Consider the following 15,915-nt stretch of genomic DNA (forward strand, 5'->3'; position numbering starts at 1 on the left):
GCGGCGGTGTCCGGGTGGTGCAACGGTATTCACAGGGGGTGCTCGACGAGGCCGGACAGGAAGGCGGTGGGGGCGATGGAACTCCCGCTGGTCGTGGGCGTGGACGGGTCGGACTCCAGCCTGCGGGCGGTCGACTGGGCCGTCGACGAAGCCGCACGGCACGGGCTCCCCCTGCGCCTGGTCCACGCCTCCCTGTGGGAGCGCTACGAGGGCAGGCGGCCGTCCTTCAGCACCGATCGTCCGGCCGAAGAGGTCATGGGGGAGCACATCGTGGCGTCCGCCGCGGAGCGGGCCCGGCTGCGCGCCCCCGAGGTGAAGGTGTCCGGCGAGGTACTGCCCGACGACGCCGTGTCCGCGCTGCTGCGGGAGGGGCACCTCGCCTCCGCCGTGGTCACGGGATCCCGAGGTCGCAGTGATCTCGGCGGGCTGCTGCTGGGATCGGTCGGACTCACGGTGGCGGCCCGCGCGACGTGCCCGGTCGTCGTGGTGCGGGGGTCCGAACGGAACCGGCAGGGGGCCTACGGGCGGGTGGTGGTCGGCGTGGGCGAATCGGCCGAGGACATGGGAGCGGTACGGTTCGCCCTCCGTGAGGCCGAGGCCCGCGACTGCGTCCTGGAGGCTGTGAGGGCCTGGCGGTGTCCCGCGCACGAGCACGCGAGACATCCTCTCCTCGCGCACGACGCCGGCCGCACGCACGAGGAGCGGGCTTCGGCGATCCTGGACGAAGCACTGCGCGACCTCGTACGGGGCCGGGTCGAGGTGGACGGCCGGGCGGTCGAAGGGCCCGCCCACAAGGTCCTGCTGAGCGCTTCGGCCGGCGCCGACCTCCTGGTCGTCGGCGCCCTGAGACCGCACGGCCACTTCGGTCTGCAACTCGGCAGGGTGGCCCACGCCCTGCTCCATCACTCCGAGTGCCCGGTCGCCGTCGTCCCCGAGCGCACCTGACGTCCGCGTCCATCGCGCTCCCGTACACCTCGGGAAGGAAGAGGGTGAGGACGGCGTATGGGGGAGTGGACCTGGCAGTACGAGGGCTACGAACCGGCGGGCGAACGGCTGCGTGAGTCGCTCTGCACGCTCGGCAACGGCTACTTCGCCACCCGTGGGGCCGTCCCCGAGAGCAGGGCGGGCCTGGTGCACTACCCCGGGACCTACGCGGCCGGATGCTACAACCGTCTGGAGTCCACCGTGGCCGGTCGCCCGGTGGTGAACGAGGACCTGGTCAACCTCCCGAACTGGCTGTCGCTGCGGTTCCGCCTCCGCCCCGCCGGAGGACCGCCGGGCCGGTGGTTCACCCCGGACACCCGCCGGTTCCTGCGGTACCGGCACACCCTGGATCTGCGGCGTGCCACGCTCACCCGGACCTTCCGCTACCGGGACGAGCAGGCCGGCGTGCTGAGTGTGGAGCAGATCCGCGCCGTGCACATGGCGGACCCCCATCTGGCGGTGCTGCGCACCGTTTTCACCGCCGAGGGCCGGTCGGGAGAGATCGAAGTCGAGTCGGCGATCGACGGAGATGTGGTCAACGCCAACGTGCACCGGTACCGGTCCCTCAACCGGAGCCACTTGGCGCAGGTGGAGACCGGTGTGGAGGAGTCCGAAACGGTGTGGCTGCGCTGCCGCACCAACAGCTCCGACGTCGGTGTCGCCATGGCGGCCCGGACGGTCGTCCACGGTCCGGAGCCGATCTCGTCGCGGCTCCGTCCCGCGCGGCACCGGGCCGTCCGCCGTCTCGTGATCCACGTCGCTCCCGGCGTTCCCGTCGTCGTGGACAAGACCGTGGCGCTGCACACCTCACGCGACCCGGCGATCGGCGATCCGCTCGAGGCAGCGGTCGACCGGGCGTCCACAGCCGGGGACTTCCCCGCCCTGATGGAATCACGTCACCGCCTGGGCCCAGCTGTGGCGGCACGCCGACGTCCGGGTGCCCGGCCAGGCCGGTCGCGTCCTGCGCCTGCACCTCTTCCACGTCCTGCAGACGGTGTCCCCGCACACCGCGGACCTCGACGTGGGCGTGCCGGCCCGGGGACTGCACGGCGAGGCGTACCGCGGACATGTCCTCTGGGACGAGCTGTTCGTGCTGCCGTACCTGAACCTGCACTTCCCCGAGGTGTCCCGCGCGCTGCTGAACTACCGGTACCGGCGCCTTCCGCAGGCGTGCCGCGCCGCCCGGGAGACGGGCCGGGCCGGGGCGATGTACCCGTGGCAGAGCGGCGGCGACGGCCGTGAGGAGGCCCCACGGCTGCATCTCAATCCCCGCTCGGGCCGGTGGCTGCCGGACCACTCCCGGCTGCAGCACCACGTCGGCTCGGCGATCGCGTACAACGTCTGGCGGTACTGCGAGGCCACGGGCGACACGCAGTTCCTGCACACCAAGGGCGCGGAGATGCTGCTGCACATCGCCCGCTTCTGGGCGGACACGGCCGCCCTCGACCCCGAGTCGGGCCGCTACCGCATCCGCGGGGTCGTCGGCCCCGACGAGTACCACGACGGCTACCCGGGTGCGGACCGGCCCGGACTGGACGACAACGCGTACACCAACGTCACCGCCGCCTGGGTGCTCGGCCGCACCCTGGACCTGGTGCGGCGCCTTCCGGAATGGCGTCGCCGGGAACTCTTCGAACGCATGGAGCTGGACGTCGACGAACTCCCCAGGTGGGACGAGGTGTCCCGATTGCTGACGGTGCCTCACCACCGGGGTGTCGTCAGCCAGTTCGACGGCTACGGCGACTTGGAGGAGCTGGACTGGGACGTCTACCGGGAGCGGTACGACGACATCCGGCGCCTCGACCGGATACTCGAGGCCGAGGGGGACGACGTCAACCGCTACCAGGCCTCCAAGCAGGCCGACGTCCTGATGCTCGGCTACCTCTTCTCGCCGGCCGAGCTGCGGCAACTGTTCGGCCGTCTCGGTTACGGCCTCGACGACGAGCTGTGGTGCAGGACGGTCGACTACTACCTCCGGCGCACCAGCCACGGTTCCACCCTCAGCGGCCTCGTCCACGGCTGGGTCCTCGCCCGGGTCAGACGGGCCGACGCGTGGAAGTACTGCCGGGAGGCCCTAGAGGCGGACATCGCCGACATCCAGGGCGGCACCACCGGCGAGGGCGTCCACCTCGGCGCCATGGCCGGAACCCTCGACCTGGTCCAGCGCGGCCTGACCGGACTGGAGACCCGCGAGGAGGCGTTGCGGCTCGATCCGGTGCCTCTTCCCGCGCTGTCCGAGTACGGGTTCTCGCTGCGGTACCGCGGCCACTGGGGGGTCGACGTACGGCTGCGACGGGGGCAGTTGCGGATCGTCGTACCGGACTCGGAGGAATCGCCGATCCGGGTGGTGCTGACCGACAGGGCCGTCACCGTCGCAACCGGGGGAGAGCTGCACGCTCGTCCTGCCGACGGGTTGACCTGCACGCACTGCCGTCGACGCCGCGAGCCTCCCGGGCCGTCCCGGCGCTGCCGGGAACGGCGTGCGCCCTGGCATGCGTACGCGATGCGGACGACCCACACTGGCATGGGGGCCCGTCGGGACGGCGGCTCTCCCCCCGCCGCAGATCGCCAGGATCGAAGGAGACGGCCATGACCACTGCACGGGAGATCATGCACGTCGGCGCCACGTGCATCCAGGAGAGCGAGACCCTGGCGGACGCGGCGCGCCGGATGAGTGAGCTGGGCATCGGAGCTCTCCCGATCTGCGGGCCGGACGACCGGCTCCACGGGATCATCACCGACCGCGACATCGTGGTCAAGTGCCTTGCCAAGGGCAAGGACCCGAAGACCATGACCGCGGGCATGCTCGAGCAGGGCAAGCCGGTGACGATCGACGCCGGGGCCGACTCGGACGAGGTACTGCAGGCCATGGAGCAGCACAGGATCCGACGGCTGCCGGTCGTCGAGAACCATCGCCTGGTCGGCATGATCAGTGAGGCGGACCTCGCGCGACGCCTGCCGGAGAAGCAGGTGGGGCACTTCGTCGAGGTCGTCTGCGCCGGGAAGTGACCACCGGGGAGATCCCCCGGCACCGCACCGTGAGAGGCCTGCCGGATGCGGCTCTCTCCCGCGCCGGCCGGGGCGCGCCGGGCGGGCGGTCCCGGCGGCACGCTCGGAAGCTCGTCCCCGAGGAGGTCAGCATGAGGTCCACGGCAACGCGCATGGCACAGGCGGCCGTCGCCCCGGTGGTCGCCGTCCCGCTCGCGCTCGGCGCCTTCGCCCCGAACGCCTACGCACAGGAGCCGACTCCCGGTCCGACGGGAACGTTCGGGCCCGACTGCTCGGAACTGCCCCGGAGCGGGGCAGGCAGTGCCGCGGCGATGGCCGAACAGAAGGTGGCGGACGCCGCGGCCGGAAGCCGCCAGTTGACACAACTGGCGTCGGCGCTGGCGAAGGCCGGACTGGACGACACCCTCAACCGATCGCAGGACATCACCCTCTTCGCGCCCACCAACCACGCCTTCAACAGCCTGACCCAGGCACAGCGCCAATCCCTGTTGAACGACCCGGAGCAGTTGAAGAAGGTACTGACGTACCACGTCGTGAACGCCGACATCACCCCGAGCGAGCTGCCCAACGGCTCGTTCAAGACGCTGGAAGGCTCGCAGCTCACCACCTCCGGCTCGGGTACCTCCTTCAAGGTCAACAAAACGGCGGACATTGTCTGCGGCAACATCACCACCGCCAACGCCACCGTCTATCTCATCGACGGGCTCCTCACCCCGCCCGACTGACCCGGGGATTCCTCCGCGGACCGGTCGGGTCGCGACGGACCGCCGTGACCCACGAGGACCCAGGACCCGCGACGCCTCACCCCAGGCGCGACCAGGAACTCGGCGCTGCCGGACAGAGTGGCGAGCCGCAGCGCGTTCTCGGTGCGGCGGCGAGCCGGTCCGACGCCGATCGGGGCGTCGACCGGCGCTCGGGGCAGACGTGAAGACGCACCGGACGCGGTGCCCGCACCGTGAAGGTGCCGGTACGGGCGCCGCGTCCGGTGCCGATCGTGGCTGAAGCAGGACCCAGTGCTCATACCCCGGCCAGGAAACCGGGCGCGCCCCCGGCTCGGGAACCGGGGGCGTGTGCGAGTCCGTCACACGTGCGACATCAGAACGGCAGTCGGTTCCTCGCCCGGCGCCCCGCCGATCCGGACCGCCCGACAGCCCGGGAACTGCTGTGGAACGACTTGCCGAACATGCGTCCCAGCATTCCGGGAGCCTTCCCGCCCGCACGGGCACCCGTGCCCAGCACACGCTGAGTGCCGTTCTGCGGGTGCCTTGACAGGCGCGGCAGAACGAAGGCGAGCACAAGCACTACCGCGCACACGGCAACGATTCCGGCAGCCATCATGACGCACTCCTCTCGTAGGGGTCCCCTCCGGCTTCCCCGGAGCGGCCGGAGCATGCCCGCCCGGGCGCGTGCCCGCGGAGCAGGGCTCGGGCACTGCCTGGAGGAGACCGAGGGACGGGTGCGGCGCATCGGGCGGGAGGTCACGGTGCCCCGTGGGGCGCCTCACCTGCCGCGGGGGTCGGCTCGCGCGTGGTGCTCACGATGTCGTCCCAGGTGAAGGCCAGCCGGTCGGTGACGTCCACGACGCCGTCGACGCTCTCGCAGAGCCGCACGGTCACGGGAACCAGGCTTCTGCGCGGAACCGTGCCGCTGAGCGTCACCCGGCCGTCCGCGACCTCGACGGAGAGCGCGGACGGAGACAGACGGAGCGTACGGGTGAGGACGTCCTCCAGGATCTCCTCCTGGATCGCCCTGTCCCGTCGCAGGAACAGCTGGATCAGATCACTGCGGCTGAGCACCCCGATCACGCAACCGGCGTCGTCCGTCACCGGCAGCCGCTTGATCCGGTTCCTCTCCATCACCCTGGCGGCCTTGACCACGCTCCATTCCGGACGGGCGACGACGGCGGGACTCGTCATGAGCCCCTCGGCCGTGGGAGCCCCGCCTCCGGATGCCTGACGGCGCACGAGGTCCGCCTCGGACACCACGCCCAGCGGTCGCCCGTCGACATCGACGACGGGCACGGCACTGATGCCGAACTCGTCGAGCAAGCGGGCGATCTCCTTGAAGGTGGTGCCGGGGAGCACCGCGACGGCATCAGGGGTCATCAGATCGGCAACGCGCCGGTGCCTCATCTTGCGTCAGCCCCTTCCGAGCGCCCCGGGCGGTTGTGGCCGGCCCGGATCCGGCGCCCCTCGTCGCGTCGTCCCCCTGCCAATCTGGTGTGCGCGACCTCCCCGGCACAGGGCCCGACCGGTCCCACCGACGGTCCGAACGGACCCGGTTTTCCGCACATGAGGCCGATGCGAGCCCCGCCGTGCCGTGCGTCAACGGCGGGGCTGGTCCCCACCGGCCGCGGAACTTCCCACCGGCCGCGGAGCCCGGCCGTCGTCGCGGAGCCGGACCGTGATCGCGGGAGGGTGCTCGAGCGTGTTCTTGACGGCGCAGCGGGCGGCCACCGCCTCCAGGGGCCTCGCCCTGGCCGGTGGCAGTCCGGGCACATCGACGTCGACGGTCAGCGTGGCCACGCGCGCGGGACGGTCGGCGGCCATCGTGTGATCGGCGGTGACGCGCAGGGCGCCGCGATCGAGGCCGTGCCGTTCGAGGAAGCGCCCGGCGTAGTGGGCGACGCACGCGGCCACGGACGCCACGAAGAGCTCGACCGGTGTGGGACCCGTGTCCTGGCCGCCGTCGGTGACCGGCTGGTCGACCCTCAACGCGTGCCCTCGCACCGTCACTGCACAGGCGTCACCGTGCAGCGGTACGACGGCGAGGTGCGGTCCGGAGGTGGGCGTGCGGCTCTCGACCGCCTCCGCCTCCGAGAGGAGGAGCCCGGCGAGCCGCCTGGCTTCCTCCGGAGTGAGCGACGCCCATACCCCGCGGTCGTCGTACGGGGCACGGAGGGTGTCCAGAATCACGCGTCCCATCCCCGCGGGCAGCTCGTGGGGCGCGAATCTGGCTACGCGGATCGCACGGCCGCAACGGGTGTGCAGGTGACGCGAACGCGTTGTGCGGTGGTGTTCCTCCACGACGACACCGTCCTTCAGCGTGCGTGCGGAGAGCGGGTTCGCTCCCCGGGGAGCGGGACGGGTACGGAGCCGTTCCCTCACGGCCCACCGCGCCCCCTGCGCCCACTACGCGCAGGTTGGGCACTCGCCCCCATGCCGGACGTCGCGCGCGCCGGCCGTCACCGGGTGCCCTCTCGGGGCTCGATCGACGCCCAGGGCCGGGCGGTACCGGAGCGCGGCGGTGCGGAACGCATCGGGCCCGCCCCCGAGAAGTCCGCACTGCACGAGGAGCCGCAGGGTGCGGCACCTCCGTCCGGGGCCGGCTCACGTGTCTGCGTGACGGCCCACGGGGTGACGTGGATGCTCTGCCCGGGCCCGGAACCGGAGCGGTGGATCGCCGGTGGACCGGGCCCCGGTGCGGGTCGCCGGACGGTACGGGATGCCGCGGCCCGTCCGGACGACACCGCCGGTGTTCACGGTTCACACGGCGTGCTTGATCTCGATGTGCTTGGGCTCAGGTTTCTCCTCGCCCAGACCCACGCTCACCGTGAGCATGCCGTCCGTGTACTCGGCGCGGACGTCGCCGTCGTCGGCGCTCTTCGGCAGAGCGAGGGCGCGGGTGATCGATCCGTACCGGATCTCACTGCGGTGCTTGTCCACCTCGCGCTCGGTACGTTCCGCCCTGATGGTGAGGATGCCGTCCTCCACGGTCACGTCCAGGTCCTTCACCTCGATGCCCGGGAGTTCCGCACGGATGACGTACCTGCCGCCCTCCGTGTACTCCTCGATCCTCATGGTGTGCAGATCGGCCATGGCCGGCATGCTGAACCGGGCGGGGAAGTCCTCGAACCAGTCCGGCAGATCCGGGAACGGGAACCTCTGCTTGCGTGCGAGTACAGCCATGATCCGGCCTCCTCGGTCTTGCGGTTGCGACACGACCAGTCAACCGCCGCCCGCGTCCGGCCCGCAGGGGCCGAACAGCCCGTAGCGGGGCCCGATGGTCCCAGCGGAGCGCTCCTCCGGGACGAACAGCTCGCCGGACCGGGGCCGGACGGTCCTCGTCCCCCGCCCCCACCTTGCGTAACGTCCGGGTGGGGGCATCGTCCGGCGCGGGCCGGTACTCGTTCGCAAGGCGGCGACCGAGAGACGGTCCGGTACGTGGGCCGACGTCACCCTGAGCCGCGAGGTGCGGCCCGGGCACCCGGTCGACGTGCTGGCCGGCGCCGCCGAGCACGCACCCCTCGTCGTCGGACGCCGGGGACATGAGGGCTTCGCCGGCATGCGGCTCGGCTCCGTTCCGCACGGCCTGCTGCACCGGGCGTCCTGCCCGGTGGTGACCGTGCCTGCCGCCGGGGCCGTGTTCCGGGGTGCGGCCGCCCGGCGTCGGGACACCACGGCGGGCCGCATGCGTCTGACAGGGCCGAGGACGCGGCGGTGGCGTGATCGGCAGGCCGGAAGGGGCCGTTCGGCCCGGCGCGTCGGCCCGGTCGGTCCTGTTGCCCACGCCGGGACGAGTGCTTTCCTGAAGCTGACGGGAGGGGCCCGTGAGGGACGCGGGGGAGCGGTGGAAAGTGGCCGACACCCCATCGCGCACCGCGCGATCAGGATCCGCGAGAAGCGGATGGGCCCCTCCCGCCGTTGCGTGCCGCGGCCACCGGACCGGTCCTGCCGCCCGCCCTCGGGCAGGGCGGGGGCGACCGCTCGAGCCCGACGGACTCCTCGGTGGGTCGGCTCCCGGCATACGGGGCCGACGAGCCGCATGCCCGCGTCCGCCGCGAGGCGCGGTGGCGCCGAGGGCTGCCGGGGGCGGGCGGCCGTCGCCCCGACCGCTCGGCCCTTCCGCGGTCGAGCGGATCAGTCGGGTCCCGGCGTCCGTACGATGTCCAGTTCGAGGAAGTGCGCCGAGCACGAGATACACGGATCGTGATTGCGGACGGCACGTTCGCACAGCCGGGTGAGCTCGGCCTCGGAGTCCTCACCGCGGTCCAGCCCGGCCTGGACGAGCCTGCGCAGGTCCTCCTCGATGGCCCCCCTGGTTCTGGGCGGTCGGCGGCACGATGCGGGCGTCGGGACGCGTCCCTCGCCGTCGAGGGCGTAGCGGTGGTAGAGCAGCCCCCGCGGGGCCTCCGTCGCACCGTGCCCGACGCCCGCGCGGGCGGGCACCTCCACATACGGCCGGGCGGGCCGCTCGTACGCCGCGATGATCCGGAGGGCCTCCTCCACGGCGTAGAGGACCTCCACGGCGCGGACGAGGATGCTCCGGTACGGGTTCCTGCAGACCTCGCCCGGCCCACCGCCCTCCGTCCGCGAGGTCAGCGGGGGAGCGCCCAGCCCTGCCTCGCGTGCCGCTTCGAGGGCAGTCGGGGAGAGCAGGTGGCCGTTGAGCGCGTAGCGGGCGAGGGAGCCCGTGAGATGTCTCCGGCCGTCCAGCCGGGAGTGGAGGGCCGTGGAGTGGGGGACCTGTTCCTCGATGACGTGGTCGGAGAACTCACGCAGAGGGAAGCCGCGTGGCGGGAGCGTGCGGTCGTACGGGAGCACGGCCGGGGTTCCGGACTCGATCGCGTAGGTGCCCGGCTCGGTGAGGGCGAGCAGGTCGGCGTCGCACTCCGCGTCGGGGAAGTCGAAGCCGGAGACCCAGCGCAGGGTGTCGAAGGCGTCGTCGAGGGCGGTGCGCAGCCGTTCGGCGAGGGGACGGAGTTCGGCACGGGTCGGGGTGCGGTGGAAGCCTCCGAGCCGGACGTTGACGGGGTGGATCGCGCGCCCCCCGAGCAGTTCGACGACGGCGTTGCCGGTCTGCTTGAGGCGCAGTCCGCGCTCGACATGGGCCAGGTGGGAGCGGGACATGCTGATCACGTCGTCGTGGCCGAGGAAGTCCGGGGCGTGCAGCAGGTGGATGTGCAGCGTCTGGCTCTCGATCCACTCGCCGCAGTACAGCAGGCGGCGCAGCGCGGCGAGTTGTCCGTCGACCGCGACGCCGCAGACGTCCTCGAGCGCCCGGCAGGCGCTCAGCTGGTAGGCGATGGGGCAGATCCCGCAGATGCGCGAGGTGAGGTCGGGGGGTTCGGTGTGGGACCTGCCGCGCAGGAAGGCCTCGAAGAACCGCGGAGCCTCGTAGATGCTCAGGCGGGCCTCCTCGACGGTGCCCTCGTGGACGCGCAGGTGCAGTGCGGTCTCCCCCTCGACCCGGCTGAGGGCGGGGACGCGCAGCACCTGGGACCGGGTCGCCGGCTCGTTCATCCGGGTCCTTCCTCCTCCACGGCGGTGAAGGCGGTGACGTTGAACGTGTGCAGGAACCTGTCGATGTCCTCGTCGCCCATCCCGTCGCGGTGCATGAGGGAGACCAGCGCGGGGAGATTGGTCGTGCCGGCCGGGCCGAAGCAGCCGTAGCAGCCCCGTCCGTACGTCGGGCAGAGGGCGCCGCTCGGCGACCACGGTGATCAACGCCACCCCCAGTTCGGGGCGTTCGGCACACAGGCGGCGCACGGCGGCGGCGTCGAACTCCCACGCCCGCACGGGGCCCGGGTCTCGGCGCCGAGGTGCCAGTGCCGGGGCGGGCACAGCCACGACCAGCCGAGCAGGGCGCCCCTGCCGATGGTCTCGACGACGACCTGACCGCGCCCGGGAACATGCACGTCGAGCGCGACGGTGCCCGAGCGGATGATCCAGAAGCGGTCCGCCTCCTCGCCCTCCTCGAAGATCCGTGTGGCGCTCGGGAAGGCTGCTTCGTGGGCGAGGGCCGTCAACCGGCCGCGATGCTCGGCGGGCAGGGCCGTGAGCACCCCTTCGCCGGTGTCGCCGCCCGTCTGCGGGGTCACGGTGCGCTCCCCGTCCGCGTGGCCTCCCGGTGGAGGGCGTGCGCCTCTTCGGTGAGGTCGATGCCGGTGGGGCACCAGACGATGCACCGGCCGCAGCCGACGCAGCCGGAGCTGTCGAACTGGTCGTGCCACGTGCCCAGTTTGTGGGTGAGCCACTGGCGGTACCGGCTGCGCGGGGTGGCCCGGACCGGGCCGCCGTGGAGGAGCGAGAAGTCCAGGTCGTAGCAGGAGTCCCAGCGGCGCCACCGCTCCGCGTGGTCGCCGGTCAGATCGGTCACGTCCTCGGTGGTCGTGCAGAAGCAGGTGGGGCAGACCATGGTGCAGTTGCCGCAGCTCAGGCATCTGGCCGTGACGTCGTCCCAGCGGTCCGCCTCCAGGGTGTCTCCCGCATCAGCGTGCGCAGGTACCGGAGGCATGGACCGGCCCATGCGTTGGGCCGCCTCGCTCACCGCGGAGGCGGCTGCCGCGCGGGTGGGCTCGTCGGCGTCGCGGCGCGGGAGCTCCGCGAGCACCGCCGCACCCTCCGGGCTTCCGCTGCGGCACAGGAACCGGTGGCCGGCGGCGTCCACGCCTCGGTCAGCGCGAGGTCGTATCCGGCGTCCGCTGCCGGTCCCGTGCCCATCGAGACGCAGAAGCAGGTGGCACCCGGCTCGGTGCACTCGACGGCGATCAGGAAGGCGCCCGTTCGCCGGGAGAGGTAGGCGGGGTCACGGTAGCGGCCGCCGGCCATCACCCGGTCGAGGATCCGAATGGCCCGCAGATCGCAGGGCCTCACGCCGAGGAAGGCGTACGCAACGCTCCCGGGTGCCTCCGGGTGCACGGTCAGCCCGCCGTCGGGGCCGCGGTCGGCGCTCCACTGACGCACACGCGCCGGATGGAGGAACGACTTCCACGACTGCGGCCCCGCGCTGTGCGCGAAGGCGGCGGTGTGCTGTCGGTCGTGGACAGGGTGTCAGGTGCGTCTCCCTCCGGCTCCGATATGGGTCCGGCGTGTCCCTGGTGCGGACCCGTCCCCGGGGCGGTCGCCGGTACTCACCCGTCCCCGCGGGCCGTGGGCCGGAACCTCGCGGTGGCGGCGGATGTCCGCCTCGATCCGCCGGACCAGACCCGGCACCGCGCGTGCCACCGCCGGGGTGAGTCCCGTGCCCAGCGAACGGTCCGCTCCCTCGACCGCGTACACGACGAGACGGCCGGGACCTCGTCCGAGGACGTCGCCGAGCCGGACCGCCTCGGCGAGGCCGAGTCCGTGCGTGCTGTGCCGAGCCGGGCCGGCCGGGTGGAAGGAGCCGTCGGGGTTCCCGGACCACCGGTGCGTCCGCCCCGGCCGCACCGACGGGGGGAAGCAGGCGTCGACGACCACCGCCAGGGCGGTGTCCTCCCAGAGGCCGATCAGCCGGCCGGGGTCCCCGTCGGACTGCGCCAGTACGGTGCCCTGGGACAGCGGCTGCCGCGCGGCCCGGTCCTTCAGCGCGGCGACGACGGCCCAGCCGATCCCGTCGTCCCGGCGGAACTCGTTGCCGATCCCGATGACCGCCGTGCGGGCTACCGGTTCCATGACCGCTGTCTCCTCGTCCTTACGGCGTCTGTGCGTGCGGCGTCCACCGGCCCCGGAGCCGGCTCCTTGAATGCGATTTTTCCTATCAGATACGTATATTCACCTGCTTGCAGACTCGTCGCCGCCCATGTCGTCAACGACACGCGCCACACCGGCACTTCGGCAGGCCGGGCTCGGCCTGCACCGCATGGACGGCCGGAGTGCAGCGTCTGCCCACGTTCCGGGCGCCCTCAGGTCAGCGGCATCCGAGCGGTTCGCCGCTCGCCGCACCACCCACGCGACTCGTCACCGCGCCGCGTGGGGGCAGCCCGCAGGGCGGGCGGGGCAGCCCCTGCTCCGGGGCCGTTCGGCCCATGTGGCCGGCCCCCGCGCAGGGCCAGCGTGGTGGCAGGGACAGGGGCACGTGCGACGTCGCCCTCGCGTCACTCGTGCGGGCGCCGTGGAGCACGTCCGCCGCGAGGCCGCTCGCCGCCGCGGAGGGTCCGCCCCGGGGGAGTCCCGCCACCCAGGAAGGGGCACCGTCATGACCGATTCCCCGCGCACGGTGAGCGACGTCATGACCCACGCCGCGGTCGCGGTGGGGCGTCACGCCGCGTACAAGGAGATCGTGGAGCTGATGGACCAGTGGAAGGTCAGTGCCCTGCCGGTCGTCGAGGGCGACGGGAGGGTCATAGGCGTGGTGTCCGAGGCCGATCTCCTGCCGAAGGAGGAGTTCCGCATCGACGCCCCGACGCTCGGCGAAGGGGCCCGGCCGGACCTGTGGAAGGCGGGTGCGGTGACCGCCGGCGAGCTCATGTCGAGCCCCGCGGTCACCGTCCACCCGGGGGCGACCGTCGCGGAGGCCGCGCGGATCATGGCAAGGCGACGGGTGAAGCGGCTCCCGGTGGTCGACCGGGTCGGCATGCTGGAAGGCGTGGTCAGCCGCAGCGACTTGCTGAAGGTGTTCCTGCGCACGGACGAGGACCTCGCCGAGGACGTCCGTCGCCACGTACTCGCGGACCTTCCGGCCGCCGTCGGGGTGGAGGCGTCCGTCACGGACGGAGTGGTCACCCTCAGCGGGGAGCTCCGGGACCGACGGCTGGTTCCGTTGCTGGCCAAGGCCGTCCGCGCGGTCGAGGGCGTGGTGGACATCCGGGTGGATCCGACCGGGAGCTCCGCTCGTCGTGATCAACAGGGCAGGCCCGATCAACAGGGCAGGCCCGATCAACAGGGCAGGCCCGATCAACAAGGCCGGGAGGGCTGAGGCGCAGGCGCGGACCGGGACCGTTCGGCCCTGGTCCGGGGCGCGGCACACGGCATCCTCGGGGAGGAGACCCGACGGTCAGGACCCGTGCTCGCGCAGCCGGCATGCCGCCTCCTCGTCCGTCAGACCGGTCGGCCGTGTGTCCTCGGGCGGCACGATCCGCGTGGGTCGAGAGGTCACACTCGCCCCGCCGTCGGTTCGGCGGGGTGGTCTCGGGTCCGTACCGCGGAGACGACGGTCCCCCCGGCCCCGTCCCGGACGGAGCCGCGGCTCGTGAGCCGGACCGGGGACCGGGGCGAACGGGCTCCGGGCCGTCCCCGTCGTGCCCGTTGCGGGCGTGGCGGGCGGAAGCCGGTCGGTTCCGGCCGGGGGCCGTTCAGCCCTGCCCGGTGGGCGTGGCCGCGGCGCAGGCTGGAACCGCGATCGCCCGGGGCGGGTTCCGGAAGGGCGCTGCCCGATCGCCCGGGGTCCCGGACCGCTCGTCCCGTGAGGTGCACTTCGAGGAGGGTGCTCGCCGTGGCCGACGCGGCCACCACCGACCCGTACGAGGTCACGATGGCCGTGTCCTACCGCGTGATCCGCCGTACCGGGACCCGGCGGGTCAGCCGTCCGCTGCGACGATCCTGCGCCCGGTGACGCGGGACGGCGTGAGCTCGACCCAGAGGTCGCGGTGCCCGCCGGCCCAGGGTGAGGTCGGGGCCAGTTCCGTCAGCCGGCGGACCGCCGCCTCCTCGGTGACGGCGCGCGCCGTTCCGACGGCCAGGACGCTCCACCCCCGGCTGAAGGCGTCGTCGATGCGGTCCACCTCGAAGGCGACCTCGCTTCCCGCGGCGAAGGCGGGCACCTTGCCCAGCGCGGTACGGAAGGCGATGTCGGTGCCGTCGACCACGTAGTTCACCGGTACCACCGCCGGCCCTTCCGGCGTGAGCACCCCGATCCGCCCCACACCATGGCCGGACATCAGGGACCGGCATTCCGCTTCGTCGAGCTCGGCCAGTCCCGCGTCCCGCAGGGCCGCGCCCAGCCCGGGCGGCTGGTCGACCGTCCCCCCGGCCAGTTCGGCCACCGTCGTCTCCAGGGCGGCGGCGATCTGCTGCAGCGTGGCCGTGTCGGGTGCCGCGGGCTGCTCCTCCAGGTACTGGACGTAGGTGGCGGCCGCCCCACTGCGCTCGGCCACCTCCTCCCGGGTCAGCCCGAGTTGCTCGCGCCGGGCCGCGAGCCGCCGGCCCATGTCGGTGCGCGAGTGCGGCGACGGTCCGGCGGTTGAACCGTGCGCGGACGTGCTGGACATCGTGGGTCCGCCTCCCCTCGTCGGGCATCAGGGTCATGGCGCAGCGCCGGGCTCCCCGGCACGGCATCCGGTGCGCCGACGGCGCGGAGGGTCGCCGCCCGCTCCGGGTCCTCCACCGCCAGGGTGTCCCGCACCGAGCGCGGGGCGCTTGGGCCGGACGGCCCCGAGCCGGCCCCCGTCGGCCCATCCCGGACGCCACCGGGCCGTGGGACAGTGACGGCAAGTGCTGTCACCACCTGTCGTCGGCAGGCTCTCCGTGAGGCGCACCATGACGTTCTCCGCACCGCGCTCCGTCGAAGACGTGATGACGAAGAAAGTCGTCGCGGTCGCTCCTCACGCGCGGTTCAAGGACATCGTGGCCGCCATGGGGCGATGGAGCGTGACCGCCGTCCCGGTCGTCGACGACGAAAGGCGCGTGGTCGGCGTCGTCTCCGAAGCCGACCTGCTCCGGAAGGAGGAGGTCCGCGGTACCGATCCGGCCCGCGCGGACCCACTGCACCGCCCGGACGCCGAAAGGGCCGGGGACGTGAGGGCCGAGGACCTCATGACCGCTCCGCCGGTCACGGTCCGGGCCGCGGCGACCCTGCCCCACGCGGCCCGCCTCATGGCCCGGCGGCATGTGAAGCGCCTGCCCGTCGTGGACGCGCACGGCGTTCTGAAGGGCATGGTCAGCCGGGCGGACCTCCTCAAGGTGTTCCTCCGCCCCGACGACGACATCGCGGCCGAAGTCCAGGATCTCGTCGACCGCCTCTTCGCGGACTCGCGTCCAGGAGTACGGGTCGAAGTGGAGGACGGGGTCGTCACGCTCGGCGGAACGGTCGGCGACAGTGGCCTCGTCCCCATCGTCGGCCGACTGGCCGGGTCCGTGGAGGGGGTCGTCGACGTCCGATGCGAGTTCGGCAATCCGCCGCCCGCGGACACGGCGGACGACCGTTGACGTCGGAGCATTGGCCCGGTGTCGGGTGGGGGACGTGCCGAGCCACCGCCGGCGTCGCGCGGCGTGCGCCGCAGCG

12 protein-coding genes and 5 pseudogenes are annotated in these 15,915 nt (G+C 72.9%); 7 read left to right on the forward strand and 10 right to left on the reverse strand.

Annotated features, from left to right (window positions below):
- The first annotated feature begins 75 nt into the window (after nucleotides 1-75).
- The 4 genes and pseudogenes from O7595_RS30860 (at nucleotide 76) to O7595_RS30875 (ending at nucleotide 4,718) form a co-directional block, all read left to right on the forward strand.
- A complete protein-coding gene (locus tag O7595_RS30860) occupies nucleotides 76-945 on the forward strand; it encodes a universal stress protein (protein WP_269731865.1) in 870 nt (289 codons plus the stop codon).
- Between the two features lie 57 nt (nucleotides 946-1,002).
- Nucleotides 1,003-3,401: pseudogene (locus O7595_RS30865) on the forward strand (glycoside hydrolase family 65 protein).
- Between the two features lie 172 nt (nucleotides 3,402-3,573).
- Nucleotides 3,574-3,993 carry a CBS domain-containing protein gene (locus tag O7595_RS30870; RefSeq protein ID WP_269731866.1) on the forward strand — a complete coding sequence of 140 codons (420 nt, stop codon included), beginning with the start codon at nucleotides 3,574-3,576 and terminating at the stop codon, nucleotides 3,991-3,993.
- A gap of 131 nt (nucleotides 3,994-4,124) precedes the next feature.
- On the forward strand, nucleotides 4,125-4,718 hold the full coding sequence (locus O7595_RS30875) for a fasciclin domain-containing protein (protein ID WP_269731867.1): 594 nt from the start codon (nucleotides 4,125-4,127) through the stop codon (nucleotides 4,716-4,718).
- Nucleotides 4,719-5,088: 370 nt separating this feature from the next.
- Here O7595_RS30875 and O7595_RS30880 read toward each other — a convergent pair whose 3' ends face one another.
- The 4 genes from O7595_RS30880 to O7595_RS30895 form a co-directional block, all read right to left on the reverse strand.
- Nucleotides 5,089-5,331, reverse strand: a complete 243-nt coding sequence (locus tag O7595_RS30880; RefSeq protein ID WP_269731868.1) for a DUF6411 family protein — start codon at nucleotides 5,329-5,331, stop codon at nucleotides 5,089-5,091.
- A gap of 140 nt (nucleotides 5,332-5,471) precedes the next feature.
- Complete coding sequence (locus O7595_RS30885) at nucleotides 5,472-6,125, reverse strand: CBS domain-containing protein (RefSeq protein ID WP_269731869.1); 654 nt, start codon at nucleotides 6,123-6,125, stop codon at nucleotides 5,472-5,474.
- Between the two features lie 192 nt (nucleotides 6,126-6,317).
- Nucleotides 6,318-6,917 carry an OsmC family protein gene (locus tag O7595_RS30890; RefSeq protein WP_269731870.1) on the reverse strand — a complete coding sequence of 200 codons (600 nt, stop codon included), beginning with the start codon at nucleotides 6,915-6,917 and terminating at the stop codon, nucleotides 6,318-6,320.
- A 561-nt stretch (nucleotides 6,918-7,478) separates the two neighbouring features.
- On the reverse strand, nucleotides 7,479-7,901 hold the full coding sequence (locus tag O7595_RS30895; protein ID WP_269731871.1) for an Hsp20/alpha crystallin family protein: 423 nt from the start codon (nucleotides 7,899-7,901) through the stop codon (nucleotides 7,479-7,481).
- A gap of 196 nt (nucleotides 7,902-8,097) precedes the next feature.
- Here O7595_RS30895 and O7595_RS33985 point away from each other — a divergent pair, with 196 nt between their 5' ends.
- Nucleotides 8,098-8,925: a universal stress protein gene (locus O7595_RS33985; RefSeq protein ID WP_443071873.1), complete on the forward strand. Its 828-nt coding sequence runs from the start codon at nucleotides 8,098-8,100 to the stop codon at nucleotides 8,923-8,925.
- Here O7595_RS33985 and O7595_RS30905 read toward each other — a convergent pair.
- The 5 genes and pseudogenes from O7595_RS30905 to O7595_RS30925 all read right to left on the reverse strand — a co-directional run bounded on the left by O7595_RS30905 (nucleotide 8,853) and on the right by O7595_RS30925 (nucleotide 12,368).
- A pseudogene (locus O7595_RS30905) lies at nucleotides 8,853-10,235 on the reverse strand (Ni/Fe hydrogenase subunit alpha). The gene O7595_RS33985 and the pseudogene O7595_RS30905 overlap by 73 nt on opposite strands.
- Nucleotides 10,232-10,417 (reverse strand): annotated as a pseudogene (locus O7595_RS30910) (oxidoreductase); the annotation flags it as partial. The pseudogenes O7595_RS30905 and O7595_RS30910, both read right to left, overlap by 4 nt.
- A pseudogene (locus O7595_RS30915) lies at nucleotides 10,350-10,813 on the reverse strand (cyclic nucleotide-binding domain-containing protein); the annotation flags it as partial. The pseudogenes O7595_RS30915 and O7595_RS30910, both read right to left, overlap by 68 nt.
- Nucleotides 10,810-11,750: pseudogene (locus tag O7595_RS30920) on the reverse strand (4Fe-4S dicluster domain-containing protein); the annotation flags it as partial. The pseudogenes O7595_RS30920 and O7595_RS30915, both read right to left, overlap by 4 nt.
- A gap of 15 nt (nucleotides 11,751-11,765) precedes the next feature.
- A complete protein-coding gene (locus O7595_RS30925; protein WP_269731872.1) occupies nucleotides 11,766-12,368 on the reverse strand; it encodes a hydrogenase maturation protease in 603 nt (200 codons plus the stop codon).
- Nucleotides 12,369-12,891: 523 nt separating this feature from the next.
- Here O7595_RS30925 and O7595_RS30930 point away from each other — a divergent pair.
- Nucleotides 12,892-13,611 (forward strand): CBS domain-containing protein, encoded by a 720-nt coding sequence (locus tag O7595_RS30930; RefSeq protein WP_269731873.1) that lies wholly within the window; start codon nucleotides 12,892-12,894, stop codon nucleotides 13,609-13,611.
- Between the two features lie 601 nt (nucleotides 13,612-14,212).
- Here the strand turns inward: O7595_RS30930 and O7595_RS30935 are convergent.
- Entirely contained in the window at nucleotides 14,213-14,902 is a 690-nt protein-coding gene (locus tag O7595_RS30935; RefSeq protein WP_269731874.1) for a helix-turn-helix domain-containing protein, read from the reverse strand.
- 223 nt (nucleotides 14,903-15,125) lie between these two features.
- Here O7595_RS30935 and O7595_RS30940 point away from each other — a divergent pair, with 223 nt between their 5' ends.
- Nucleotides 15,126-15,839 (forward strand): CBS domain-containing protein, encoded by a 714-nt coding sequence (locus tag O7595_RS30940; RefSeq protein ID WP_443071768.1) that lies wholly within the window; start codon nucleotides 15,126-15,128, stop codon nucleotides 15,837-15,839.
- Nucleotides 15,840-15,915: the final 76 nt, after the last annotated feature.

The organism is Streptomyces sp. WMMC940, assembly GCF_027460265.1.
GTDB lineage: Bacteria > Actinomycetota > Actinomycetes > Streptomycetales > Streptomycetaceae > Streptomyces.